Genomic DNA, 24394 nt, shown 5'->3' on the forward strand with positions numbered 1-24394 from the left:
CGCGATGAGCACCACGACCGCCACCACCGCTGCATCGTTGGGCCTCGGGTCGTCCGGCGCGGGGGCGCCCGGCCCGGGCGCCGTCCGCGCCGGCACCCTCGGCGGGGCCTGGCGGAGGTTCCTCCTCCGCCGGGCCCTCGGCCTGCTCGTCAACCTCGCGCTGCTCGTCCTGGTCACCTTCCTGATCGTGCAGCTCATCCCCGGCGACCCGGCGATCGCCATCGCGGGGGAGGCGGCCTCGCTCGACCAGGTCGAGCTGGTGCGCACCCAGCTCGGGCTCGACCAGCCGCTGCCCGCGCAGCTCTGGACCTACCTCGTCGGCGTGCTGCAGGGCGACTTCGGCGCCTCCTACCGCTACAAGATCCCGGCGATGGACCTCGTGATGACGGCCGTCCCGTACACGCTGACCATCACGATCTCCGCGGTGCTGCTCCTGCTCGTGCTCGGCATCGCGCTGGGCATGGCGGTCGGAGTCGCGACCCGCGGCGACCGCCGCCGCTGGCTCGACGCGGTGTTCAGCACCGTCACCGGGCTGATCTCCTCGGTCCCCACCTACGTGCTGGCGACCGGCTTCGTCGTCGTCTTCGCGGTGCTGCTGAAGGTGCTGCCGCCCGCGTACTCGCCGGCCTACGACTTCGGCACCGCCGCGATCCTGCCGATCGCCTCGCTCACCGTCGGCGGCACCTGCTCCGTCGCGAGGATCGTCCGCCGCGAGACCGCGGTGATCCTCGAGCAGGACTACATGCGCACCGCCCGCGGCTGGCGGCTGCCCGCGCTCACCCTCTACGCCAAGCACATGCTGCCCAACCTGCTCACCACGGCGCTGACGCTCTCGGGCATCATCCTCACCGCGCTGCTCGGCTCGGCGCTGATCACCGAGGCGGTCTTCGCCTGGCCCGGCCTCGGCGGCGTGATCGTCCAGGCGATCGCGATCGACAAGGACTACCCGGTGATCCGGGCGGCCGTCTTCGTGATCGGGCTCATCTCCCTCGTGATCACCCTCGTGATCGACGTCATCCTGGGTCTGATCGACCCGCGCACCCTCGGAGAGCAGCGTGGCTGAGTCACTGCCCGCCGTCCGCGGCCTGAAGCCCGCCGGCGCGCGCACCTTCGCCTGGAACCCCGGGCTCGTGATCGGGCTCGGCCTGCTCGGCGTGATCGCCCTCACCGCGCTGATCGCGCCGATCGCGCTCGAGGGGCAGGCCACCGGACTCGGCGGCAGCCCCAGCCTCGGCTCGACCGCCGAGCACCCGCTCGGCACCGACACCCTCGGCCGCGACATGCTCGCCCGCACCCTCGTCGCCACCCGCTCGACCGTGCTGATGGCGCTCGCCGCGACCGTGCTCTCGGCGATCGTCGGCATCGCGGTCGGCATCGGCGTCTGGCTCGCCCCGCGGCGGGTCCGCGAGCTCGGGCTGCGCGCGATCGAGCTGGCCGTCAGCTATCCGACGATGCTCGTCGCGATCATCGTCGCCGCCATCCTCGGCCAGGGCGTCGTCCAGGTGGTGGTCGCGATCGCCGTCGCCAACATCGCCGGCTTCGCGCGGCTGACCGCCAACCTCGCCTCCAAGATCGCGGCGAGCGAGTACGTCACGACCGCCCGGCTGACCGGAGTGCCGACGCACCTCGTCGCGCTGCGGCACGTGCTGCCGAACATGGCCGAGCCGACGCTGATCCTCGTCGCCGGCGCCTTCTCCGGCGCGCTGGTCGAGATCTCGGGCCTCTCCTTCATCGGCCTCGGCGCGCAGACGCCCGCCTTCGACTGGGGCACGCTGCTCAACGACGGGCTGAGCCGCATCTCGGTGAACCCGGTCGTCATCCTCGGCCCGGCGCTCGCGCTCACGGTCGCCTCCTTCGCGGCGCTGCTGGTCGGCGACGGCCTGGCGGCGGCGGCGAACCCGCGCTCGAACACGACGCGGGCCCGGATGACGAGGGCCACCGGCTCCTCGACCGCCGCGCCCGCCCCGCCCGCCCCGGCCGACGCCGTGCTCGTCGCCGACGGCATCACGGTCCGCCACGGCGCGACCGGCCGCGAGCTCGTCTCCGACCTCTCCTTCACCATCCGCCGCGGCGAGGTGCTCGGCATCGTCGGCGAGTCCGGCTCGGGCAAGTCGCTGACGGCGTCCGTGGTCGCGAAGCTGCTCGGCGAGGGCCTCGAGGCGTCCGCGCGCCGGCTCGAGCTCGGCGGCACCGACCTGCTCGGCCCCGTCCCGGACCGGGTGCTCGCCGCGAAGATCGGCCTGATCTACCAGGACCCGGGCACCGCGCTGAACCCCGCCATGGTCCTCGGCACTCAGCTCTCCGACGTGCTGCGGATCCGCCTGCGCCACTCCCGCCGCGACGCGCTCGACCTGCTCCTGCGCGGCTTCCGCTCGGTGATGCTCTCCGATCCGGAGGGGCGCCTGCGGCAGTACCCGCACCAGCTCTCCGGGGGCATGAAGCAGCGCGCGATGATCGCCTCGGCGATGAGCGCGAAGCCCGACCTGCTGATCGCCGACGAGCCGACCACCGCGCTCGACGTGACGGTGCAGCGCGAGGTGCTCTCGGTGCTCAAGCGCATGAACGAGGACTCCGGCACCGCCGTGCTCTTCATCTCGCACGACCTCGGCGTCGTCCGGGCGCTCTGCGACCGCGTCCTCGTGATGAAGGACGGCCGCATCGTCGAGCGGATCGAGGACATCGCCCATCTCTCGGAGGAGACCGTGACGCATCCGTACACGAGGCAGCTGCTCGCCGCGACGCCAGTCGTGACCGTGCCGACGCCGCCGGAGGTGCGCTCGTGAGCGCCGCCGCCGCTTCCGCCGCCGTGACCCCCGCGTCCTCCGCGATGGTCGACGTCCGCGGTCTCGATGTAGTCTTCGGCCACGCGAAGGTCCTGCACGGCGTCGACCTGCGGGTCGAGCGCGGCCGCACCGTCGGCGTGGTCGGCGAGTCCGGCTCCGGCAAGTCGACCCTCGCCAAGGTGCTGGTCGGCTCGGTCCGCGCGGCGGCCGGCACGGCGAGCGTCGACGGCGTCGACATCGTCGCCGCCAACCGCTCGGCGATGCACGCCTACCGCCGGCGCACGCAGATGATCCCGCAGGACCCGTACTCCTCGCTCTCGCCGCGGCGCACGATCGCGCAGACCCTGGCCGAGGCGATCGACCCGGTCCGCGCCCGCGTCGGCCGGAACGAGGAGCTGATCGTCGCCTGGCTGGAGCGCGTCGGTCTCAGCGCCGACATGCGGCACCGGTTCCCGCACGAGTTCTCCGGCGGGCAGCGCCAGCGCGTCGCGATCGCCCGCGGGCTGATCATCGACCCGACCTTCGTGATCGCCGACGAGATCACCTCCGCGCTCGACGTCTCGGTGCAGGGGCAGATCCTCGATCTGCTGGCCGGGATCAAGGAGTCGCTCGGCCTGACGATGATGTTCATCTCGCACAATCTCGCCGTCGTCCAGCGCGTCAGCGACGAGGTCGTGGTGCTCTACCGCGGCGAGGTCGTCGAGGCCGGCCCGGTCGAGCGGATCTACGCCGACCCCCAGCACTGGTACACCCGCCGCCTGCTCGACGCCGACCCGGGCTCGCCCGGCTTCAGTCTGTCGGGTCCCGCGGCGGTCCCCGCGAAGGAGAGCGCATGACGGCCCGGCTGCCCGCCACCCCCGTCGCCGAGGGCGTGCTCCGCCTCGTCGGCGCGACGCTCGTCGATGGGACCGGCGCCGCTCCGCTCGAGGACTCCGAGGTGGAGATCCGCGACGGCGTGATCGCCTACGCGGGGCCGCGGCGTGCGGATCCGGGGCTCGAGGGTCGCGCGGTCGACGTCTCCGGCGCGTTCCTGCTGCCGGGCTTCGTCGACGTCCACGTGCACCTCGCGATGGTGCCCGTCGCCCCGGAGGCGGCGCGCGAGCGCTTCCCGGAGGAGGACGTCCTCGAGATCGCCGGGCTGCTGCGCCGCACGCTCGACGCCGGCGTCACCACCGCCCGCGACCTCGACGGGCTCTCGCCGGGCTACCGCGAGGCCGTCGCGCGCGGCGCGGTCGACGGCCCGCGCCTGCACCTCGCGATCGCCATGCTCTCGCCGACCGGCGGCCACGCCGATCCCCACCACCGCAACGGCAGCCTGCCGGCCTGGGCCGTGCGCCCGGGCATGCCCGCGCCCGGACTCGTCGACACCGACGAGGACGTGGTCCGGATGGTCAGGACGCTCGTCCGCACCGGCGCCGACGTGATCAAGGTCGCCACCTCGGGCGGGCTCGGCTCACCGAACGACGACGCGCGCGACGTCGGCATCACCGAGAAGCAGGTCGCCCTGATCGCGGAGCTGCTCGCCGAGCGCGGCGGCCGTCCGATCACCGCGCACGCCCTCTCCGACGACGCCGCGCGGGCCGCCGTCCTGGGTGGCGCAACGAGCATCGAGCACGGCTACGACCTCTCCGACGAGACGATCGCGCTGATGCGCGAGCGCGGGACGACGCTCGTGCCGACCCTGAGCATTCTGGTGCGCGCGTTCGACCCGGCGACGACGACCGCCGAGCGGCTCCGGCAGCGCGAGCTCCTGCGCGAGCGCGGTCTCGACTCGGTGCGCCGGGCCGTCGCGGCGGGGATCCCGCTCGCCCTCGGCACCGACGCCGGTGTGCACCCGCACGGCCGGAACCTCGCCGAGCTGGCGCAGCTGGTCGCCGTCGGGCTCACCCCGCTCGAGGCCCTGAGCGCCGGAACCCTCGGCGGCGCCCGCCTGCTCGGGCTGGACGCACAGCTCGGCTCGGTCGAGCCGGGCAAGCTCGCCGATCTGGTGCTGACCGATGCGGACCCGCTGGCCGACATCGCGGCGCTGGGCGATCCCGCGGCGGTGCGGGCCGTGCTGCAGTCCGGCCGCGTGGTGAAGGACCTCGACGGGCGCCTCTGAAGCGCGTGCCCGCTTCCCCTCCCCGGCGCGCGAAGTGCCGATCCCTCCCTCGACCGGTCGTTCCACGCCATGAGCAGGAGCAGCCCCGAGCAAGTCACTGTTCTGGTTGCCGTTTCAGTATCGTTGAGGGATGACGCTCCGATCCGGATACACGAATGCGCCGCTCGAACTCGTGGTCTTCGAACTCGCGCACCCACCGAGCCCGTTGCGTCAGGAAGAGGTCTACGCCGTCAAGTCGGTCCTGGGCGACCTTGCACCGATCGCTCGGCTGGAGGTCGAAGGAGGCCCCCTTCTCATGTCCCGTGGTCGGCATCTGAACATCTCGTTCGGGCCGGAGGCGCTGACGATCAGCACGACGTCGTACGAGGGCTGGCCCGGCTTCCGGACCACGATCGAAGCTGCGATCCGCGCGCGTCACGGGATCAGCCCCATCGACGCCTCCGAGCGCGTCGGTCTCCGGTACATCAACGAGATCCGCGTCCCGCAGCCTCCCGACGGTGACGGCGATGTGGACTGGTCGGAGTGGCTCGTGCCGAGCGTGACCGCTCCGGCGTTCGATCTGGACGGCGACAGCCTTCATCTCCAGGTCCACCGAGGTCTCGCAGCGTTCTCGCTCGATGAGGAGGGAGATGTCGTCGCAGTGCGGTATTCGGCCGCGCGGGAGGAGGCGATCGAATCGACACCCACCCTCGTCCGTCGCAGTCCCAGCCCGGGCGGCCCGTTCTTCCTCCTCGACACGGATGCGTCGTGGACGAGGGCTGACAGTGCTCGGCTCGAGACCTTCGATGTCGAGAGCACCCTCGCCACGTGCGATCGACTTCATGCTCCGATCGGCACGATCTTCGAGAAACTCATCACCGATCGCTTGAGGAAGGAAGTGCTGCTCTGATGGCGGAGAGAACACGTTCGGACCGTCTCACCGGCGGACGGCTGTACGAGACGGCGGCGCAGCGCTCGAGTGGCGAGACGGCTCGCGCCATGGTCGGTCAGGCGGACGTCCTGCGCCGCGAGTCCTGGACGCTGACCAAGCGCGTCCACGTCCTGCACCGCCAGGCGAGCGACGCGGAGTTGGACGCTCTGACGAACAAGCGTGCGGCCGAGAGCCCTGTCGAGGTGCTCGAGTACCTGAGCGAGCAGGGGATCGCCTGGCGCGACATCGCGAGTGTGGTCGGCGTCAGTGTCGCTGCCGTGAAGAAGTGGCGTCAGGGCGAGACCATGACGGGGGAGAACCGGCTCCGTCTTGCGGGTTTCGCGGCTGTTCTGGACAAGCTGCACGACCGGATGATCTCGGACCCGGCTTCCTGGCTCGAAATGCCGATCGTGCGCGACGTCTTCGTGACCGGTCTCGATCTCCTCATCGCCGACAGGAGAGATCTCCTGATCCAGCACGCGGTCGACTACGAATCCGTGCCGAAGGAGGCCGTCTTGGACGCCTTCGACCCCGAATGGAGGACGACCCGCGTCGACGACTCGTTCGAGACGGTCGTCGGAGCAGACGGGAAGCTCTCGATCGCACCGAAGTCCTCGTTCTAGTGCTCCAGCTTCAGACACCGGCATCGCTGCTCGACCTCTACGCGGCACTCGGCGAAGAGGTGGAGCCCCACCGTCCGCTCTTCACCGGAGACGTGTTCGAGTCGGCGGACGAGCTGGTGCAGGTCGTCCAGCACCCGTGCGCGCTCAGACGTGGGCCGGAGCTCTTGCCGCGTCTGCTCGTCGTCCCTGTCCGCCCCTGTTCGCGGCCGCGGTCCGACTGGGCGAAGGCGGACTACAAGACCATGCCGTTGCCGGCGCTGCTCGGCCCAGCGGGGCACCATGAGGGACTTTTCGCCGAGCCGTCGGTGATCGAGTCGTCCGCGCTCGTCGCACTCCCTCGGATGGCCACGCTGGCGCCGACGGGCGTCGATCTCCTTCTGCAGCGATTCGTCCACCATTCCTCGAGGGTGATCGTGCCGATCGACCGGCTCGACGAGGTGACGAGCGGCCCGTTCGAAGAAGCGGACCTGCATGCGGAGTGGGTCGAGGGCCGACGGACTGCGCCTGAGGAGGCTGCGCTCGAGTTCGACACCTGGATCAGGGAGGAGGAAGGGGGAGATACTCGGCAGTCGCGTTTGGACGTTCCGGCATTCCGATCGACCATCCGTCGCGCTCTCCGTGCAGAGCTGAAGAGGCGGAACGCTCAGAACTCCTCGTAGTCGTAGGGCTCCGGGTCCGGCTCGACCACGGGGCGGGCGACGGTGCGCTTGTTGTTCTTGATCCGCGAGCGGATGTCCTCGACGGCCGAGGCGACGGCCTCGTTCGTCGCGGCCTCGTCGTCGACGGCCACCTCCACGGGCACGGCGACGAGCTCGCTGCTCGCGTCGAGCGTCATCTTCGCCTCGATGAGCACGCCGTCGTCGGTGAACGCCGGGACGGTGACCGCCTCCGAGTGCTCCTGCCGGTCGATCGCGGTCACGAGGTCGAGGAGGGCCTCGGTGACGGCGTCGGTGGTGACGATGCTCTTGGAGGCGTAGGTCAGCTGCTGCATTCCTCCAGTCTGAACGGGGCGGATCCGGATCTCTCGGGGTTGCGGCGGGGGCGGGCGGGCGTCTACCGGGCGGCGGGCTCTCGTGCTCCGTTCACCTCGGAGGCCTTGCGGCGGGCGTGGCGCGCGCCGCAGTCTGGAGGCATGCGAGACGTGCTGAGGAGATCCAGCGGCGGCGAGATCGCCGGCGCCGTCCTGATCGTGCTGGCCTCGATCGTGCTCCTGATCGGCGCGTTCGCCGCCGGCGCGGGCAGCGTCTACGGGATGCTCGGCGTGATCGTCGCGTTCGCCGCCGGCGTCACCGGCCTCGGCGTGCACATCGCCGGCCGCGAGGCCCGGCTCCGCCGCGACGGGCACTGACGCGTCCATGTTGATCGAGTAGCCCTCGGAGAGGGCGTATCGAGATCCACCGTCGTCCGGTGGGTGGGTCTCGATACGCGCTGCGCGCTACTCGACCAGCATGGAACGGGCGTGCCCGCCCGTGCTGTGCGGCGCGCTTGCGCCCGTCCCTGCTGATCGAGCAGCCATGTCGAGGGCGGCCGTCTCATGTTGATCGAGTAGCCCTCGGAGAGGGCGTATCGAGATCCGCCCACCGCCGGCACGTGGGTCTCGATACGCGCTGCGCGCTACTCGACCAGCATGCAAGGAGCGCGGTCGGCCCCACCCGTGCTGTGCCGCGGGTCAGCGGTCGACGAGGGTGATCTCGAAGGAGTAGAGGTCGGGGCGGTAGCAGTGCTGGCCGTACTCGACGGCGCGGCCGGAGTTGTCGAAGGCGGTGCGGGTCATCGTCAGGACCGCGGCGCCCTTGCGGAGGTCGAGGAGCTGGGCCTCGCGCGGGGTCGTGGCGCGGGCGCCGATGCGCTGCTTGGCGACGCGCATCGCCACTCCGCGGGCCCGGAGCAGCTGGTAGAGGCCGTGCGTCTCGAGGGCGCCGAGGTCGAGGTCGACGAAGTCGGCCGGCAGCGTGTTGTCGAGCACGGCGAGCGGGACCCCGTCCGCCGACCGCAGGCGCACGAGGTGCAGGACGGGCGAGCCGACCTCGACGCCGAGCGCCTCGGCGGTCCTCTCGTCGGCCGTGCCGACCGTGGAGGAGAGGGTGCTCGTCGTCGGGCTCTGGCCCGAGCGCTGGAGGTCCTCGAACAGGCTGGTGAGCTCGACGTTGCGGGTGACCCTGCCGTGCACGACCTGCGTGCCGATGCCGCGGCGGCGGACCAGGAGGCCCTTGTCGACGAGGTCCTGGATGGCGCGGCGGATGGTCGGCCGCGACATGCCGAGACGGTTGCCCAGCGACACCTCGTTCTCGAGCCGGGAGCCGGCCGGGAGCGTCTCGTCGAGGATGGCGCGCTCGAGGCGGGTCGCGATCTGGTGGTAGAGCGGGATGGGCCCGGAGCGGTCGAGGTCCATGAAGAGGTCCATCGGCAGGGCGTGCTCCTCCTGCAGCGCCATGTCGTCCCCCTCCGCCCGCCGGCTCACCGCTGGCTGTCCTCGACACCTGTCGGCGTCACTACATTATGCAGCGCACATCAGCAGCTCAGCAGTCCGTCCCATTGTGCTATTGTAACGACATTACAGACCGCCCTCTCGAGGAGTTGTACACCGTCGTATGGTCCAGATGATCCGCCGCGCCCTCGCGCACGCCGCGCCTGCGCTCGCCGCCCCCGTGCTCGCCGCCCCCGCGCTCGTCGTCCCCGGAGCGTCCCGATGAAGGCCGCGGTCGCCGGCGCCCCCGTCAGCTTCGGCGTCTTCGAGCTCACCCCCGAGGGCGCCGACGTGGTCTCGCCCGACGACCTCGTCGACGTGCTCGCCGAGGCGGGCTACACCGGCGTCGACCTGGGACCGGCCGGCTACCTCGGCCGCGGACGAGAACTGCGCCAGCGCCTCGAGCGCTCGGGACTCGACATCGCCGGCGGCTGGATCCAGCTGCCCTTCTCGGACGACGAGGCCTTCGCGGCGTCGCTCCCCGAGCTCGACGCCGCGCTCCGCCTCTTCGCCGAGGCGTCCGAGCACGGCCCCGCGCGGCTCCCCCTGCCGACCCTCGCCGACGACGGCTCCGCGGCCCGGCGCTCCTCGCCCGGTCGCGGCGCCGGCGCCGACCCTCTGGACGACGCCCGCTGGTCGCGGCTGGTCGCCAACGTCGAGCGCGCCACCGCCGCCGTCCGCGCGGCCGGCTTCGAGCCGACCTTCCACCACCACGCGGGCACGTACATCGAGTCGCCGGAGGAGATCGACCGGTTCCTCGGCGCCGTCGACATCGGGCTCACCCTCGACACCGGCCACCTCCTGATCGGCGGCGGCGACCCGGTCGCGGCCGTCGAGCGCTGGGGCTCCCGGATCAACCACCTGCACCTCAAGGACGTCGACGTCGCCGAGCTGCGCCGGGTCCTCGCGGCCGGCGGCGGGATGCGCGAGGTCTGGTCCTCCGGAGCGTTCGTCGCCTTCGGCCGCGGCGACATCGACCTCGACGCCGTGATGACCGCGATCGACGCCCAGGGCTATGACGGCTGGGTCGTCGTCGAGCAGGACGTCCTCAACGCCCCCGACGCCGACATCACGGCCTTCCGCGACGAGCGCCGCGACGACCAGGCCGTCAACCGCGAGGCCCTGCGCGCCTGGGCCTGACCCGCCGCCACCCACTCCCGCCGCCACCCACTCCCGCCGCCACCCACTCCCGACACCCGAACCCCGACCACCCCGACCGCCCCCGGGCAGCAAGGACATCGCCGTGACCGACACCCCTCTCCGCTTCGGACTCATCGGCACCGGCCGCATCGGCCAGGTGCACGCGGCGAACATCGCCGCCGACCCCGAGGCGACGCTCGCCTGGGTCTGCGACCCGTTCGTCGACGGCGCGAACGCCGTCGCAGCCCGCTACGGCGGAACCGTGACGACCGACGCCGCCGAGATGCTCGCCTCCGGTGAGATCGACGCGGTGCTGATCGCCTCGCCGACCGCGACCCACGTCGACCTGCTCGAGGCCGCGATCTCGGCCGGGATCCCCGCGCTCTGCGAGAAGCCGATCGACCTCGACATCGCGCGCGTCGACGCCCTGCTGCCCCGCGTCACGTCGTCGGGAGTGCCGATCGCCCTCGGCTTCAACCGCCGCTTCGACCCGGCCTTCGCCGAGGCGCGCGCCCGCGTCGCCGCCGGCGAGATCGGCGCGCTCGAGCAGCTCTCGATCATCAGCCGCGACCCCGCCGCCCCGCCCGCGGCCTACATCGGCGTCTCCGGCGGCATCTTCCGCGACATGACGATCCACGACTTCGACATGGCGCGCTTCTTCCTCCCCGACATCGTCGAGGTCACCGCGACCGGCACGACGACCTTCGACCCCGGCGCGCGCGAGCACGGCGACTTCGACACCGCCGTCGTCACGCTCCGCTCCGCCTCCGGCGCGCTCGTCTCGATCACCAACTCGCGGCACAGCTCGGTCGGCTACGACCAGCGGATCGAGGCCTTCGGTGCCGACGGCTCGATCGAGGTCGCGAACGCCCTCACCAGCCTGGTCAGCGTCTCGAACGGCACCAGCGTGCAGGCCAAGCCGCCGTACCAGGACTTCTTCCTCGAGCGGTACTCCGTGGCCTACCGGGCCGAGCTGAGCGAGTTCATCAAGCTCGCCCGCGGTCAGGAGTCGACGAGCCCGACGTTCGCCGACGGTCGCGCCGCCCTGGTCCTCGCCGATGCCGCCGCCCGCTCCGCGGTCGAGCGCGTCTCGGTGAGCGTCGAGCTGTAGGGCGCCGGCCGTGACCGTCCGTCTCGCCGCCTCCGCGGAGATGCTCTTCCCGGAGCTCGAGTTCGTCGACCGCGTCCGCCGCCTGCACGAGCGCGGCTTCGAGGTCGAGATCTGGGACTGGTCCACCAAGGACCTGCCCGCGCTCGCGGCGACCGGAGCGACGTTCTCGTCGATGACCGGCTACCTGACCGGCGACCTGATCACCCCCGACGGCATCGCCGAGACGGTCCGGACGGCCGAGCTCTCGCTGGCGGCCGCCGAGATCATCGACAGCCCGCGGCTGAACCTGCACGGCACCGGCCTCGCGCCGGGCGGCCTGCCCGTCCGGCCCGGCACCGAGGTGACGCCCGCGGACCGCGAGCGCGCCGAGGACACCCTTCGTCGGCTGGCCGCGCTCGGCGAGGAGCGCGGCCGGGTCTTCACCCTCGAGAACCTCAACACCGCCGTCGACCACCCGGGCACGCCGTTCGCCCGCGCCGAGGACACCCTCGCGCTGGTCAGCGCGGTCGACCGACCGGGTCTGCGGCTGAACCTCGACCTGTACCACGCGCAGATCGGCGAGGGGAACCTGCTCGAGCTCGTGCGCCGCTGCCTGCCCTGGATCGGCGAGATCCAGGTCGCCGACGTCCCCGGCCGCTGCGAGCCGGGGACCGGCGAGATCCGCTACCCGGCCGTCGCCCGGGAACTGCGCGCCCTCGGCTACGACGGGGTCGTCGGGCTCGAGGCGTGGCCGTCGACCGACTCCGAGTCGGCGCTCGACGCCTTCGAGGCGGCCTTCGCTCTCTGAAGGCCGCCCCGCGGGGGCGTCGGACGGCTCAGGCGTCGTAGGTGACGTCTCCGCTGACCGTCCCGACGCTCTCCCACGCCCGCGAGCGGTCGCTGCGGAGCGCCGCCTCGACGATCTCGGCGGCCGACCAGGCGTCCGCGGCCGACGGCGCGAGCTGGCGACCCTCGAGCACCGAGGTGAGGAAGAGCGACGCCTCGATGGTCTTGAGGTCGTCGAAGCCCATGCTCGTCCCGGCGCCCGGCTGGAAGCGCGAGAAGTCGCCGAAGCCCGGCTGCGCCATGATCGTGCGGTAGCCGCTGGGGTCGTCGGCGAGCTGCAGCTCGTTCAGCCGCTGGAAGTCCCAGCGCAGCGAGCCCTTCGTGCCGTACACCTCGAGGGTGTACTCGGCGCGCGGCCCGACCGCGACCCGGCTCGCCTCCAGCACCGCGACCGCGCCGGACTCGAAGCGGCCGAGGACCGCCGCGTAGTCCTCGTTCTCGACCGCGCCGCGCTCGCCGCCCTCGGAGCCCTTGCTGAAGTGGCCCGCCGCGGCGGAGCCGGGCAGCGGGCGCTCGCGCACGAAGGTCTCGGTGAGCGCGGAGACCGAGTCGATCCGCCCCACCAGGTACTGCGCCAGGTCGGCGCCGTGCGAGAGCAGATCGCCGAGCACGCCCGAGCCGGCCCGCGCCTGCAGGAAGCGCCAGGTGAGCGCGCCGAGCGGGTCCGCGGAGTAGTCGGCGAGCAGGCGCACGCTCACGTTCGTGACGCGGCCGATCGCTCCCTCGCGGATCAGGGCGCGGGCCTGCGCGAGCGCCGGCGCGTGCCGGTAGTTGAAGCCGACCGAGGTGACGACGCCGGCGTCGGCCGCGGCGCGCGCGATCTCGGACGACTCGGCGGCGGAGCGGCCCATCGGCTTCTCGATCCAGAACGGCTTGCCGGCGGCCGCGGCGGCGAGGGCGACCTCGCGGTGCAGGAAGTTCGGCGCGCAGATCGAGACGATGTCGACCTCGGGGTCCGCCAGCACTTCGCGGTAGTCGGCCGTCGTCCGGCGGTAGCCCAGGACGTCCTCCGCCAGCGAGCGCGTGCCAGGATCGGTGTCGGCCGCCGACACGAGGTCCACGGCGACGCCGAGGTCCGGGTAGTGCTCCGGGACCGCGCGGTACGCCCGCGTGTGCAGGCGCCCCATCCAGCCGACCGACACCAGACCCACTCCGAAACGGTGCACCATTGCGCGCTCCTCCCTGCTCTTGACAGCAGCTCGGCACCCGATGTCTCTCACCGGTGAGCCGCTCCGAGCGTAGCGCAATGACAATATGTATTGACATTTGCAACCAGCGATTTCATACTCGACCCGACAACGACGTTCCGGACCGTCAGAGACGACGCCGTCCGCAGAGAAGGAGCTCTCCATGAAGAAGCGATTCCTCGCCGGCCTCGGCCTCGCAGCCTCGGCCGCCCTGCTGCTCAGCGGGTGCACGGGCACCGGGCAGGAGCCCGCCGCGACCACCGGCGGCGGCGGTGGCGCGGGCGGCGGCGGCGACTACACCTACGCGGTCGTCACCCACTCAGGCCCCGGCGACGCCTTCTGGGACCGCGTGAAGTCCGGCGCCGAGGCGGCCGGCGGCGACTACGGCGCGACCGTCACCTACAACGCCGACCCCGACCCGGCGAAGCAGTCGCAGCTGATCGACAACGCGGTCGCCCAGCAGGTCGACGGCATCGTCGTCTCGATGGCGAACCCCGACGGCGTCAAGGACAGCGTCGAGAAGGCCGTCGCGGCCGGCATCCCGGTCGTCACCATCAACTCCGGCATCGAGCGCTCCGCCGAGTTCGGCGCGCTGACCCACATCGGCCAGAGCGAGACGGTCGCGGGCGAGGCGGTCGGCACCAAGCTCGCCGAGGCCGGCGCCACCAACGCCCTCTGCGTCATCCAGGAGGCGGGCAACGTCGGCCTCGAGGAGCGCTGCAAGGCGGCCGCCTCGACCTTCGGCGGCAGCATGAGCAACCTGCAGGTGGACGGCACGAACGACGCCGACGTCAAGGCGACCATCAAGTCCAAGCTGCAGGCCGACCCGTCCATCGACGGCGTGCTCACCCTCGGCGGTCAGTACGCGATCGACGCCGTCGGCGCCGTGTCGGAGTCGGGCAGCTCGGCCCAGGTCGGCACCTTCGACCTCTCCGAGGACGTCGTCACCGCGGTCGAGGACGGCTCGATCGTCTTCGCCGTCGACCAGCAGCCCTACGTCCAGGGCTTCCTGGGAGTGACCGCGCTCCAGCTCTACACGACCAACGGCAACGTCATCGGCGGCGGCCAGCCGGTCTACTCCGGACCCGCCTTCGTCACCAAGGAGAACGCGGCCGCGGTCGCCGAGTTCGCCGCGAACGGCACCCGCTAGCGGCCCCGGCCCGTCCCCGACAGGAGTCAGCAGTGACGACGACAGACATCGTGACGATCGCGACGAGGCCCCGCCTCGAGCGCCGTCCGCTCCGCAAGATCCTGGCCCGACCCGAGACCGGCGCGTTCGTCGCCGCCCTCGCCGTGCTCGTGTTCTTCTCCCTCTACACCCCGCAGTTCCTGAGCTTCGCCGGCGCCGGGGTCTGGCTGGAGTCGGCCTCGACCTTCGGGATCATGGCCGTCGCCGTGGCGCTGCTGATGATCGGCGGCGAGTTCGACCTCTCCGCCGGCGTGATGACGGGCTTCTCCGCCCTCATCGTCGGGATCCTGACCACCCACTACGGACTCAGCATCTGGGTGGCGGTCTTCGTCTCGCTGATCGTCTGCCTCGGCGTGGGCGCCCTCAACGGCATCCTGGTGATGAAGACGGGGCTCCCGAGCTTCATCGTGACGCTCGGCACCTTCTTCGCCCTCGCCGGCATCGACCTGGCGGTGACGAAGATCATCACCGGCCAGGTCGCGATCCAGGGCATGACCAAGGTCCCGGGCTACGACGGCATCCAGCCGCTGTTCGGCTCGTCGGCCGGCATCGGCGGCGGCACCTTCTACGTCTCGGTGCTCTGGTGGTTCGTGGTGGCGGCCGTCGCGACCTGGATCCTGCTGCGCACCCGCGCCGGCAACTGGATCTTCGCCGTCGGCGGGGCGCAGACCGCGTCGCGCCAGGTCGGCGTCCCGGTGCTGAAGACCAAGATCGGCCTCTTCATGGGGACCGCCGGCGCCGCGTGGCTCGTCGGCATGATCTCGCTCTTCCGCACCTCGACGGTGCAGGCGAACACCGGCGTCGGCCAGGAGTTCATCTACATCATCTGCGCGGTCGTCGGCGGCTGCCTGATGACCGGCGGCTACGGCTCGGCGATCGGCGCCGCCCTCGGCGCGCTGATCTACGGGATGGTCTTCCAGGGCATCACCTTCGCCCAGTGGGACACCAACTGGCTGCGCACCGTCCTCGGCGGCATGCTGCTCGCCGCGGTGCTCCTCAACAACTTCGTCCGGACACGAGCAGGAGGCGGACGATGAGCGCCGACACGACGAGCGGCCCCTCGACCGGACAGCCGGCCGCGCCCCGCACCCCGGTGGGCACGACGATCGTCGAGGTCCGCGACATCGGCAAGAGCTACGGCGCCGTCAACGCGCTCGCCGGAGTCTCGACCACGGTCAACGCCGGCCAGGTCACCTGCGTCCTCGGCGACAACGGCGCCGGCAAGTCGACGTTCATCAAGATGCTCGCCGGCGCGCACACCCCCTCCGAGGGCGAGCTGCTCCTCGACGGGACGCCGGTCACCTTCTCGTCGCCGCGCGCCGCGCTGCAGGCGGGGATCGCGACCGTCTACCAGGACCTCGCGGTCGTGCCGCTGATGCCGGTCTGGCGCAACTTCTTCCTCGGCTCCGAGATCACCAAAGGGCGCGGACCGCTGCGCCGCCTGGACGTGAAGCGGATGAAGGAGATCACGCAGAGCGAGCTGGCGAACATGGGCATCGACCTGCGCGACGTCGACCAGCCGATCGGCACCCTCTCCGGAGGCGAGCGCCAGTGCGTCGCCATCGCCCGCGCCGTGTACTTCGGTGCCCGCGTGCTGATCCTGGACGAGCCGACCGCGGCGCTGGGCGTCAAGCAGTCGGGCGTGGTGCTCAAGTACATCGCCCGCTCCCGCGACGCCGGGCTCGGCGTGGTCTTCATCACCCACAACCCGCACCACGCCTACCCGGTCGGCGACCGCTTCCTCCTCCTGAACCGCGGCACCAGCCTCGGCAACTTCGAGAAGAACGAGATCACCCTCGGCGAGCTGACCAGCCTGATGGCCGGCGGCGCCGAGCTCGCCTCCCTCGCCCACGAGCTCGAGCGCTCGATGCCCGACTCCGCGGTCACCGCCGAGCTCGCGCACGAGGCCGCCGCGAGGCCGGAGTGACGGACGCGCCGGCGCCCTGCGACGTCCTGACCATCGGCCGGGTCGGGGTCGACATCTACCCGCTGCAGGACGGCCTCGGGCTCGAGGACGTCGAGACCTTCGGCAAGTACCTCGGCGGCAGCGCCGCCAACGTCGCCATCGCCGCCGCCCGGCACGGGCACTCCGCCGCGCTGATCTCGCGGGCCGGCGACGACCCGTTCGGCCGGTACGTGAAGCGCGAGCTGGTCCGGCTCGGCGTCTCGGACGAGTTCGTCGGCACCGAGCCGGACCTGGCCACGCCGGTCACGTTCTGCGAGATCCTCCCGCCGGACGACTTCCCGCTGTACTTCTACCGCAAGCCCAAGGCGCCCGACCTGGCGATCACGGCGCAGTCGCTCGACCTCGACGCGATCGTCCGGGCGAAGGTCTACTGGTCGACCGTCACCGGGCTCACGGAGGAGCCCAGCCGGTCCGCGCACTTCGTCGCCTGGCAGGCGCGCGACCGCCGGCCGTTCACCGTGCTCGACCTGGACTACCGGCCGATGTTCTGGCGCTCGCCGGAGCGGGCCTCGCAGGAGGTCGCGAAGGCGCTGGAGTGGGTCACCGTCGCGGTCGGCAACCGGGAGGAGTGCGAGGTCGCCGTCGGCGAGACCGACCCGTCGCGCGCGGCCGACGCGCTCCTCGACCGGGGCGTCGAGCTCGCGATCGTCAAGCAGGGGCCGCGCGGCGTGCTCGCGAAGACCCGCTCCGAGACGGTCGAGGTCGCGCCCTTCCCGGTCGAGGTCGTCAACGGCCTCGGCGCCGGGGACAGCTTCGGCGGCGCGCTCATCCACGGCCTCGTCGAGGGCTGGGACCTCGAGCGCATCCTCCGCTTCGCGAACGTCGCCGGCGCGATCGTCGCCTCGCGGCGCGAGTGCTCGACGGCGATGCCCACCACAGCCGAGGTCGAGGCCTTCCTCGAGGAGCGCACCGATGTCACGCTCTGATCGCGACTTCGCGGAGCTGCGCCGGCTCCGCGCCGAGGACCCGACCGCCGTCGCACGGGCGCTCGCCGGGCGCCGCCGCCGTCCGCTGCTCGGCGGGAACGGCCGGCTGCTGCTCGTGGCCGCCGACCACCCCGCCCGCGGCGCGCTCGGCGTGCGCGGCGAGGCGATGGCGATGGCGGACCGCTACGACCTGCTCGACCGCCTCGCGACCGCGCTCTCGCGGCCGGGAGTGGACGGCGTGCTCGGCACGCCGGACATCATCGACGATCTCGCCCTGCTCGGGCTGCTCGACGACAAGGTCGTGGTCGGATCGATGAACCGCGGCGGCCTGCGCGGCGCCTCCTTCGAGATGGACGACCGCTTCACCGGCTACGACATCGACGGGATCGTCCGCGACGGCCTCGACTTCGCGAAGACGCTGCTGCGGATCAACCTCGCCGACGCCGGCTCGGTCGCGACACTGGAGGCCAACGCGGCGGCCGTGACCGCGGCCGCGGCGGCCCACGTGCCGATCATGCTCGAGCCCTTCCTGAGCGAGTGGGTCGACGGCGCCGTCGTCAACGACCTCTCCGCCGACGCCGTCATCACCTCGATCGCGATCGCCTCCGGGCTCGGCTCGTCCTCGGCCTACACCTGGATGAAGCTGCCCGTCGTCGACGAGATGGAGCGGGTGATGGCCGCCACCACCCTCCCGACGCTGCTGCTCGGCGGCGACCCGACGGGGAGCCCCGACGAGACCTACGCGGCATGGGGCGCGGCTCTCGCGCTGCCCGGTGTCCGCGGCCTCGTCGTCGGGCGCACCCTCCTCTACCCGGCCGACGGCGACGTCGCGGCAGCGGTCGACACCGCCGCCGCGCTCGTGCACGGCTGACCGCATCCCCTGACCGACAAGCCCCTCTCCCACGAACCCCCTCTCCCACGAACAGAGACAGGAACCATGTCCGAGACCATCGGCACCACCCCGCTCCACCAGCTCGCCGTCGTCCCGCACTGGATCGACGGGCGCGAGTCGCCCTCGACCTCGGGCCGCACCGCCCCGGTCTTCGACCCCGCGCTGGGTGTCGCGACCAAGGAGGTCGCCCTGGCCGATGCGGACGAGATCGCCGCGGCGATCGCCTCCGCCAAGGCCGCGTTCCCCGCCTGGCGCGACCTCTCGCTCGCCAAGCGCCAGCAGATCCTCTTCACGTTCCGCGAGCTGCTCGAGGCGAAGAAGGGCGAGCTGGCCGAGATCATCACCTCCGAGCACGGCAAGGTCGTCTCGGACGCGCTCGGCGAGATCACCCGCGGCCAGGAGGTCGTGGAGTTCGCGACGGGGCTCGCGCACCACCTCAAGGGCGAGTACTCGGAGCAGGTCTCCACCGGCGTCGACGTCTACTCGACGAAGCAGCCGCTCGGCGTGGTCGGGATCATCTCCCCGTTCAACTTCCCGGCGATGGTGCCGATGTGGTTCTTCCCGATCGCGATCGCGGCCGGCAACACCGTCATCCTCAAGCCCAGCGAGAAGGACCCGACCGCGGCGATCTGGCTCGCGAAGCTGTGGAAGGAGGCCGGCCTGCCCGACGGCGTCTTCACCGTGCTCAACGGCGACAAGCAGGCCGTCGACGGGCTGCTGACCTCGCCCGACGTCCGCTCGATCTCGTTCGTGGGCTCCACGCCGATCGCGCAGTACGTCTACGAGACCGGGACGAAGCACGGCAAGCGCGTGCAGGCCCTCGGCGGGGCGAAGAACCACATGCTGGTGCTGCCGGACGCCGACCTCGACCTGGTCGCCGACTCGGCGATCAACGCCGGCTTCGGCTCGGCGGGGGAGCGCTGCATGGCGATCTCGGTCGTCGTCGCCGTCGAGCCGGTCGCGGACGAGCTGATCACCAAGATCCAGGAGCGTGCGTCGCAGCTGCGGATCGGCGACGGCCGCCGCGGCTGCGACATGGGCCCGCTGGTGACCGAGGCGCACCGTGACAAGGTCGCCTCCTACATCGGCATCGCCGAGCAGGACGGCGCCGAGGTCGTCATCGACGGCCGCGGCATCGAGGTCGACGGCGACGAGAACGGCTTCTGGCTCGGCCCGACGCTGCTCGACAGGGTGCCGACGACGTCGCGCGCCTACACGGAGGAGATCTTCGGACCGGTGCTCTCGATCGTCCGCGTCGCCTCCTACGAGGAGGGCGTCGAGCTGATCAACAACGGTGCGTTCGGCAACGGCACCGCGATCTTCACCAACGACGGCGGGGCGGCCCGCCGCTTCCAGAACGAGGTCCAGGTCGGGATGATCGGCATCAACGTGCCGATCCCGGTGCCGGTGGCGACGTTCTCGTTCGGCGGCTGGAAGTCCTCGCTGTTCGGCGACACCAAGGCCCACGGGGCCGAGGGCGTGCGCTTCTTCACGCAGCAGAAGGCGATCACGTCGCGCTGGCTGGACCCGTCGCACGGCGGCATCAACCTGGGTTTCCCCCAGAACTGAGTCGTTGTGCCTCGCTCCTCCTTCGTCGTCGCTCGGCCGCGGTCGGCTTCGCGAAGGGGGAGCGTCCCGCAGAGCGTCCTGCGTCCGCGCACGTCGAATCGCTGGCACGCGATTCACCGGTTGCGCTCCACCCTTGCGCAGACGCATCGGGCTCACATGCTGGTCGAGTAGCCGCCGCAGGCGGCGTATCGAGACCCGCCCCGCCAGCACCCCCGCACCGAGACACGACGGAAGGCCCGAGATGACCACGCACAACGAGTGGCTGTTCCCGCGGGGCGCGCTCGCCCGCGACGGCTGGGAGTCCGTCGTCGACGCCGGCCTGCCCGGCTGGCGGCACACGGGCCTCCGCGTCGCGGACCTGGGCCCTGGCGACGAGGTCGCGCTCCCCGCGGCGGGCGTCGAGCGCCTCGTCGTCCCGCTCTCCGGCTCCTTCACCGTCCGGCACGAGGCCGGCGGCCCCGCCGAGACCACCGTCCTGGCGGGCCGGGCCTCGGTCTTCGACGGACCGAGCGACGTCCTCTACCTCTCGACGCTCTCCTCCGCGACGGTGTCGGGGGAGGGTCGCGTCGCGATCGCGGAGGCGCCCGCCGCGACCGCGCATCCGAGCCGCTACGTCCCGCGCGTCGAGGTCCCCGTCGAGCTGCGCGGCGCCGGCCGCTCCAGCCGCCAGGTGCACAACTTCGGCACCCCGAGCGCACTCGAGGCCGACCGCTTCATCGTCTGCGAGGTGATCACTCCGGCCGAGAACTGGTCGAGCTACCCCGCGCACAAGCACGACGAGGACGTCCCCGGGCACGAGTCGCGGCTCGAGGAGATCTACTACTTCGAGACCGCCGTCAGCCGCGGCGTCGAGGCGCCCGCGGGCGCCGAGCCGTTCGGGATGTTCAGCACCTCCACCTCGCCGGCCGGCGAGATCGCGATCGACGCGACCGTGCGCACCGGCGACATCGCCCTCGTCCCGTTCGGCTACCACGGCCCCGCCGTCGCGGCGCCGGGCTACGACCTCTACTACCTCAACGTGATGGCCGGCCCGGGCGAGGAGCGCGCCTGGCTGATCAGCGACCACCCGGCGCACGGCTGGATCCGCAGCACCTGGGACGACCAGGCCGTCGACCCCCGACTCCCGTACACGCCCGACAGCACACCCAGCACCACCGGAGGACAGCACTGATGGCCGACAAGACCCAGCGGATGACCGTGAGCCAGGCGCTCGTGGAGTTCCTCGCGCGGCAGTGGACCGTGGACGGCGACCACCGCGAGCGCACGATCCCGGGGATGTTCGGCATCTTCGGGCACGGCAACGTCGCCGGGATCGGCCAGGCGCTCGCGCAGTCGAACGCCCTCGACCCGACCCTGATGCCGTACCACCAGGCCCGCAACGAGCAGGCGATGGTGCACCAGGCCGTCGGCTACGCCCGCATGCACCGCCGGCTCGGCACCTACGCCAGCGCCGCCTCCGTCGGCCCGGGCGCCGCCAACATGCTCACCGGTGCCGCCCTCGCGACCGCGAACCGGCTCCCGGCGCTGCTGCTGCCCAGCGACACCTTCGCGACCCGCGTCGCGGACCCCGTCCTGCAGCAGCTCGAGCTGCCGCACGACATCGGCATCACCGTGAACGACGCCTTCCGGCCGCTCTCGCGCTTCTTCGACCGCGTGCAGCGGCCCGAGCAGCTCTACTCGATCGCCCTGGCCGCGCTGCGCGTGCTGACCGACCCGGCCGAGACCGGCGCGGTCACCATCGCCCTGCCCGAGGACGTCCAGGCCGAGGTGCTCGACGTCCCCGTCGCCTTCCTCGAGGAGCGCGAGTGGCACCTGCGCCGTCCGGTCCCGGAGCGCGGACCGCTCGAGCGCGCGGTCGCCGCGATCGCCGCCGCGCGGAACCCGATCGTCGTCGCCGGCGGCGGCGTGATCTACTCCGGCGCCGAGGAGGCGCTGCGCGCGTTCGCCGAGGCCACCGGCGTCCCCGTCGCCACCACCCAGGCCGGCGGCGGTGCCCTCGCCTGGGACCACCCGCAGTACCTCGGCGGGATCGGCGCCACCGGCTCCACCGCCGCGAACCGCCTCGCGGCCGACGCCGACGTCGTCATCGGCATCGGCACGCGCTACAGCGACTTCACCACCGCGAGCCGCACCGTCTTCCAGAACGACGGCGTCGTGTTCGTGAACATCAACGTCGCCGCGTTCGACGCGTACAAGCACGGCAGCCGGCTGCCGATCATCGCCGACGCCCGCGAGACGCTGGAGGCGCTGCGCGAGCAGCTGAGCAGGTTCCACGTCTCCGAGGAGTACGCCGAGCGCCTCCGCCGCGAGAAGGCGGAGTGGGACGCCGCGGTCGACGCCGCGTTCGCCCCCTCCGGACTCGCGCTGCCCGGCCAGGCCGAGATCATCGGTGCGGTGCAGTCCGCGACCGACCCCGAGGACGTCATCGTGCAGGCGGCCGGCTCGCTGCCCGGCGACCTGCACAAGCTGTGGCGGGTGCGCGACAGCCTCGGCTACCACGTCGAGTACGCCTTCTCCTGCATGGGCTACGAGATCGCCGGCGGCCTCGGCGTCAAGCGCGGGGCGGAGGCGTCGGGTTCGGACCGCGACGTCGTCGTCATGGTCGGCGACGGCTCCTACCTGATGCTGCACACCGAGCTGGTGACCGCGGTGGCCGAGGGACTGAAGATCATCGTGGTGCTGATCCAGAACCACGGCTACGCCTCGATCGGGCACCTCTCCGAGACCGTCGGCTCCGGCCGCTACGGCACGCAGTACCGCGGGCTCGACGACCGCGAGATCCCGCTCGATCTCGCCGCGAACGCGCGCAGCTACGGCGTCGACGTGATCGAGGTGGCGCCGAGCGGGTCCTCGATCGACGACCTGCGCGCCGCGATGGCCGCCGCGAAGGCGTCCGACCGCACGACCCTCATCCACATCAACAGCGACCCGCTGCTCTACGCGCCGAGCGGCGAGGGCTGGTGGGACGTGCCCGTCGCCGAGGTGTCCGAGCTGCCGAGCACGCAGCGGGCGTTCGAGGAGTACACGCGGCAGCGGGCGGCGCAGAAGCCGCTGCTCGGCTGAGCGCGCGGATGTCCGTGCACCAATGTCAGGACATTCGGACAGATAAAGGCTAGGATGAGAGCATCCGCCACCGGCGCCGCGGCGCCCGATCCCCTGGAGAAGACCATGAGCGCCACCGCCACCGCCCCGTACGAGCCGCTCCGGGCCGGCGCCGCGACGGCGACCAGCCTCTGGAACGACTCCGCGGACCTCGAGGAGCTGCGCCGGTCGATCGCGTTCGGCGCGGTCGGAGCGACCTGCAACCCGGTCATCGCGCTGACCACGATCGAGAAGCACCTCGACGTGTGGGGTCCGCGGATCGCGGCGCTCGCCGAGCAGCACCCCACCGCGGGGGAGAGCGAGCTCGGCTGGCTGGCCATCGAGCAGATGTCGATCGAGGCGGCCGAGCTGCTGCTCCCCGCGTTCCGCGCGAGCGGCGGACGGGACGGGCGCCTCTCGGTGCAGACCGACCCGCGGCTGCACCGCGACGCCGACGCGCTCGTCGCGCAGGCCGTGCACTTCTCGGAGCTGGCCGAGAACATCATCGTGAAGATCCCCGCGACGGCGATCGGCATCCGCGCGATCGAGGAGGCGACCTACCGCGGCGTCAGCATCAACGCGACCGTGTCGTTCACCGTCGCGCAGGCCGTGGCGGTCGCCGAGGCGATCGAGCGCGGCTTCGACCGCCGCGCGGCCGAGGGGCTGCCGGACCACGAGTTCGGCTCCGTCGTCACCATCATGGGCGGGCGTCTCGACGACTGGATCAAGGCGTCGGTCGCGGCCGACCGCCGCCTCGTGCAGCCCGGCCACCTCGACTGGGCGGGCGTCGCGGCGCTCAAGGAGGCGTACCGGATCTTCCGGGAGCGCGGCTACCGCGCGCGCATCCTCTCGGCCGCGTTCCGCAACCACCTGCAGTGGTCGGAGCTGGTGGGCGGCGACCTCGTCGTCTCGCCGCCGTTCGAGTGGCAGCTGCTGATCCACGAGAACCGCATCGAGGTCGACCCGGCGCAGATCGACGTCCCGGTCCCCGCCGAGATCCTGGCCGCGCTGCTCGAGCTGCCCGAGTTCCGCCGCGCCTACTTCGAGGACGGCATGACCGTCGACGAGTTCGGCTCGTTCGGCGCCACCCGCCGCACCCTCCGCCAGTTCCTCGACGCCGACGCCCGCCTCGACGCCCTCGTCCGCGAGATCCTCCTCCCGACGATCTAGCCCGAGCGTGCCGATGCGCGCCTTCATGCTGATCGAGTAGCCCGCGGAGCGGGCGCACTCCATGCTGATCGAGTAGCCCGCGGAGAGGGCGAATCGAGATCCACCGTGCTGCAGAGGTCGGGTCTCGATACGCCCCCGCGGGGCTACTCGACCAGCATGGAACGCGCTGCGCGCTACTCGACCAGCATGGAACTGACGCGCTGCGCGACCAGCAAGGAAGTGCATGCTGCACGCTGCGCGACATGCAGGGGGCGCACTTCATGTTGATCGAGTAGCCCGCGCAGCGGGCGTATCGAGATCCACCGTTGTGCAGAGGTCGGGTCTCGATACGCCCCTGCGGGGCTACTCGACCAGCATGGAACGCGCTCTGCGCTACTCGACCAGCATGGAGCGCGCTGCGCGCTACTCGACCAGCATGGAACGCGCTGCGCGCTGCTCGACCAGCAGGGAAGGG

Annotated in this window: 23 protein-coding genes; 20 read left to right on the plus strand and 3 right to left on the minus strand. The window is 71.9% G+C overall.

The genetic code is table 11. The features are described from left to right. Positions 1–4 precede the first annotated feature (4 nt). From EDF45_RS00245 to EDF45_RS00275, 7 genes are all read left to right on the plus strand, one after another. A complete protein-coding gene (locus tag EDF45_RS00245; RefSeq protein WP_123705880.1) occupies positions 5–1063 on the plus strand; it encodes an ABC transporter permease in 1059 nt (352 codons plus the stop codon). Further along, the gene (locus EDF45_RS00250) at positions 1056–2783 is read left to right on the plus strand and encodes a dipeptide/oligopeptide/nickel ABC transporter permease/ATP-binding protein (RefSeq protein ID WP_260311720.1); all 1728 of its coding nucleotides are present in this window, start codon (positions 1056–1058) and stop codon (positions 2781–2783) included. Before EDF45_RS00245 ends, EDF45_RS00250 begins: the two co-directional genes overlap by 8 nt. After that, positions 2780–3619: an ABC transporter ATP-binding protein gene (locus tag EDF45_RS00255; protein ID WP_260311721.1), complete on the plus strand. Its 840-nt coding sequence runs from the start codon at positions 2780–2782 to the stop codon at positions 3617–3619. Before EDF45_RS00250 ends, EDF45_RS00255 begins: the two co-directional genes overlap by 4 nt. After that, a complete protein-coding gene (locus EDF45_RS00260) occupies positions 3616–4884 on the plus strand; it encodes an amidohydrolase family protein (protein ID WP_123734517.1) in 1269 nt (422 codons plus the stop codon). The genes EDF45_RS00255 and EDF45_RS00260 overlap by 4 nt, the downstream gene beginning before the upstream one ends. A gap of 130 nt (positions 4885–5014) precedes the next feature. Further along, the gene (locus EDF45_RS00265) at positions 5015–5773 is read left to right on the plus strand and encodes a TIGR04255 family protein (RefSeq protein WP_123734518.1); all 759 of its coding nucleotides are present in this window, start codon (positions 5015–5017) and stop codon (positions 5771–5773) included. An 89-nt stretch (positions 5774–5862) separates the two neighbouring features. Further along, positions 5863–6417, plus strand: a complete 555-nt coding sequence (locus EDF45_RS00270; RefSeq protein ID WP_148070796.1) for a transcriptional regulator — start codon at positions 5863–5865, stop codon at positions 6415–6417. Beyond that, positions 6330–7076, plus strand: a complete 747-nt coding sequence (locus EDF45_RS00275) for a hypothetical protein (RefSeq protein WP_148070799.1) — start codon at positions 6330–6332, stop codon at positions 7074–7076. Before EDF45_RS00270 ends, EDF45_RS00275 begins: the two co-directional genes overlap by 88 nt. On the opposite strand, the gene EDF45_RS21100 is transcribed toward EDF45_RS00275, so the two are convergent. Beyond that, the gene (locus EDF45_RS21100; RefSeq protein WP_185020051.1) at positions 7061–7408 is read right to left on the minus strand and encodes a hypothetical protein; all 348 of its coding nucleotides are present in this window, start codon (positions 7406–7408) and stop codon (positions 7061–7063) included. The two genes, EDF45_RS00275 and EDF45_RS21100, sit on opposite strands and share 16 nt — an antisense overlap. A 150-nt stretch (positions 7409–7558) precedes the next feature. Here EDF45_RS21100 and EDF45_RS00285 point away from each other — a divergent pair, with 150 nt between their 5' ends. Continuing rightward, positions 7559–7765, plus strand: a complete 207-nt coding sequence (locus EDF45_RS00285; protein ID WP_148070801.1) for a hypothetical protein — start codon at positions 7559–7561, stop codon at positions 7763–7765. A 321-nt stretch (positions 7766–8086) separates the two neighbouring features. Here EDF45_RS00285 and EDF45_RS00290 read toward each other — a convergent pair whose 3' ends face one another. Continuing rightward, the gene (locus tag EDF45_RS00290; RefSeq protein ID WP_123734522.1) at positions 8087–8851 is read right to left on the minus strand and encodes a GntR family transcriptional regulator; all 765 of its coding nucleotides are present in this window, start codon (positions 8849–8851) and stop codon (positions 8087–8089) included. 255 nt (positions 8852–9106) lie between these two features. On the opposite strand from EDF45_RS00290, the gene EDF45_RS00295 reads away from it, so the two are divergent. The 3 genes from EDF45_RS00295 (at position 9107) to EDF45_RS00305 (ending at position 11922) form a co-directional block, all read left to right on the plus strand. Next, positions 9107–10024, plus strand: coding sequence for a sugar phosphate isomerase/epimerase (locus tag EDF45_RS00295; protein ID WP_123731630.1), 918 nt, complete (start codon positions 9107–9109; stop codon positions 10022–10024). A 103-nt stretch (positions 10025–10127) separates the two neighbouring features. Beyond that, positions 10128–11135: an inositol 2-dehydrogenase gene (gene iolG, locus EDF45_RS00300; RefSeq protein WP_123734523.1), complete on the plus strand. Its 1008-nt coding sequence runs from the start codon at positions 10128–10130 to the stop codon at positions 11133–11135. A gap of 40 nt (positions 11136–11175) precedes the next feature. After that, positions 11176–11922 carry a TIM barrel protein gene (locus tag EDF45_RS00305; protein ID WP_123735519.1) on the plus strand — a complete coding sequence of 249 codons (747 nt, stop codon included), beginning with the start codon at positions 11176–11178 and terminating at the stop codon, positions 11920–11922. A gap of 28 nt (positions 11923–11950) precedes the next feature. On the opposite strand, the gene EDF45_RS00310 is transcribed toward EDF45_RS00305, so the two are convergent. After that, positions 11951–13129, minus strand: a complete 1179-nt coding sequence (locus EDF45_RS00310) for a Gfo/Idh/MocA family protein (protein WP_123734524.1) — start codon at positions 13127–13129, stop codon at positions 11951–11953. 181 nt (positions 13130–13310) lie between these two features. Here EDF45_RS00310 and EDF45_RS00315 point away from each other — a divergent pair, with 181 nt between their 5' ends. The 9 genes from EDF45_RS00315 (at position 13311) to EDF45_RS00355 (ending at position 23940) form a co-directional block, all read left to right on the plus strand. Beyond that, entirely contained in the window at positions 13311–14297 is a 987-nt protein-coding gene (locus EDF45_RS00315) for a sugar ABC transporter substrate-binding protein (protein WP_123734525.1), read from the plus strand. Between the two features lie 32 nt (positions 14298–14329). Beyond that, positions 14330–15373, plus strand: a complete 1044-nt coding sequence (locus tag EDF45_RS00320; protein WP_123705871.1) for an ABC transporter permease — start codon at positions 14330–14332, stop codon at positions 15371–15373. Continuing rightward, positions 15370–16263, plus strand: coding sequence for an ATP-binding cassette domain-containing protein (locus EDF45_RS00325; RefSeq protein ID WP_123734526.1), 894 nt, complete (start codon positions 15370–15372; stop codon positions 16261–16263). Before EDF45_RS00320 ends, EDF45_RS00325 begins: the two co-directional genes overlap by 4 nt. Continuing rightward, on the plus strand, positions 16260–17228 hold the full coding sequence (gene iolC / locus EDF45_RS00330; RefSeq protein ID WP_123734527.1) for a 5-dehydro-2-deoxygluconokinase: 969 nt from the start codon (positions 16260–16262) through the stop codon (positions 17226–17228). The genes EDF45_RS00325 and iolC overlap by 4 nt, the downstream gene beginning before the upstream one ends. Then, positions 17215–18099 carry a deoxyribose-phosphate aldolase gene (locus EDF45_RS00335; protein WP_123734528.1) on the plus strand — a complete coding sequence of 295 codons (885 nt, stop codon included), beginning with the start codon at positions 17215–17217 and terminating at the stop codon, positions 18097–18099. The genes iolC and EDF45_RS00335 overlap by 14 nt, the downstream gene beginning before the upstream one ends. A gap of 66 nt (positions 18100–18165) precedes the next feature. Continuing rightward, positions 18166–19689, plus strand: a complete 1524-nt coding sequence (locus tag EDF45_RS00340; RefSeq protein ID WP_123734529.1) for a CoA-acylating methylmalonate-semialdehyde dehydrogenase — start codon at positions 18166–18168, stop codon at positions 19687–19689. Positions 19690–19930: 241 nt separating this feature from the next. Then, on the plus strand, positions 19931–20860 hold the full coding sequence (iolB, locus tag EDF45_RS00345) for a 5-deoxy-glucuronate isomerase (RefSeq protein ID WP_123734530.1): 930 nt from the start codon (positions 19931–19933) through the stop codon (positions 20858–20860). Further along, positions 20860–22752 carry a 3D-(3,5/4)-trihydroxycyclohexane-1,2-dione acylhydrolase (decyclizing) gene (iolD, locus tag EDF45_RS00350; RefSeq protein WP_123734531.1) on the plus strand — a complete coding sequence of 631 codons (1893 nt, stop codon included), beginning with the start codon at positions 20860–20862 and terminating at the stop codon, positions 22750–22752. Before iolB ends, iolD begins: the two co-directional genes overlap by 1 nt. A 54-nt stretch (positions 22753–22806) precedes the next feature. Then, a complete protein-coding gene (locus tag EDF45_RS00355; protein ID WP_311316328.1) occupies positions 22807–23940 on the plus strand; it encodes a transaldolase family protein in 1134 nt (377 codons plus the stop codon). Positions 23941–24394 lie beyond the last annotated feature (454 nt).

Origin of the sequence: Rathayibacter sp. PhB186 (assembly GCF_003751825.1) — a bacterium.
Taxonomy (GTDB): Bacteria; Actinomycetota; Actinomycetes; order Actinomycetales; family Microbacteriaceae; genus Rathayibacter; species Rathayibacter festucae.

What these genes read in the sequence shown, in the direction of transcription:
- EDF45_RS00295 (WP_123731630.1), top strand. Translation starts at nt 9,107, where the DNA reads ATGAAGGCCGCGGTCGCCGGCGCCCCCGTCAGCTTCGGCGTCTTCGAG.
- EDF45_RS00305 (WP_123735519.1), top strand. Translation starts at nt 11,176, where the DNA reads ATGCTCTTCCCGGAGCTCGAGTTCGTCGACCGCGTCCGCCGCCTGCAC.
- iolD (WP_123734531.1), top strand. Translation starts at nt 20,860, where the DNA reads ATGGCCGACAAGACCCAGCGGATGACCGTGAGCCAGGCGCTCGTGGAG.
- iolB (WP_123734530.1), top strand. Translation starts at nt 19,931, where the DNA reads ATGACCACGCACAACGAGTGGCTGTTCCCGCGGGGCGCGCTCGCCCGC.
- EDF45_RS00335 (WP_123734528.1), top strand. Translation starts at nt 17,215, where the DNA reads ATGTCACGCTCTGATCGCGACTTCGCGGAGCTGCGCCGGCTCCGCGCC.
- EDF45_RS00325 (WP_123734526.1), top strand. Translation starts at nt 15,370, where the DNA reads ATGAGCGCCGACACGACGAGCGGCCCCTCGACCGGACAGCCGGCCGCG.
- EDF45_RS00275 (WP_148070799.1), top strand. Translation starts at nt 6,330, where the DNA reads ATGGAGGACGACCCGCGTCGACGACTCGTTCGAGACGGTCGTCGGAGC.
- EDF45_RS00270 (WP_148070796.1), top strand. Translation starts at nt 5,863, where the DNA reads ATGGTCGGTCAGGCGGACGTCCTGCGCCGCGAGTCCTGGACGCTGACC.
- EDF45_RS00340 (WP_123734529.1), top strand. Translation starts at nt 18,166, where the DNA reads ATGTCCGAGACCATCGGCACCACCCCGCTCCACCAGCTCGCCGTCGTC.
- EDF45_RS00355 (WP_311316328.1), top strand. Translation starts at nt 22,807, where the DNA reads ATGAGAGCATCCGCCACCGGCGCCGCGGCGCCCGATCCCCTGGAGAAG.
- EDF45_RS00260 (WP_123734517.1), top strand. Translation starts at nt 3,616, where the DNA reads ATGACGGCCCGGCTGCCCGCCACCCCCGTCGCCGAGGGCGTGCTCCGC.
- EDF45_RS00315 (WP_123734525.1), top strand. Translation starts at nt 13,311, where the DNA reads ATGAAGAAGCGATTCCTCGCCGGCCTCGGCCTCGCAGCCTCGGCCGCC.
- EDF45_RS00245 (WP_123705880.1), top strand. Translation starts at nt 5, where the DNA reads ATGAGCACCACGACCGCCACCACCGCTGCATCGTTGGGCCTCGGGTCG.
- EDF45_RS00290 (WP_123734522.1), bottom strand. Translation starts at nt 8,851, where the DNA reads ATGGCGCTGCAGGAGGAGCACGCCCTGCCGATGGACCTCTTCATGGAC.
- EDF45_RS00310 (WP_123734524.1), bottom strand. Translation starts at nt 13,129, where the DNA reads ATGGTGCACCGTTTCGGAGTGGGTCTGGTGTCGGTCGGCTGGATGGGG.
- EDF45_RS21100 (WP_185020051.1), bottom strand. Translation starts at nt 7,408, where the DNA reads ATGCAGCAGCTGACCTACGCCTCCAAGAGCATCGTCACCACCGACGCC.
- EDF45_RS00265 (WP_123734518.1), top strand. Translation starts at nt 5,015, where the DNA reads ATGACGCTCCGATCCGGATACACGAATGCGCCGCTCGAACTCGTGGTC.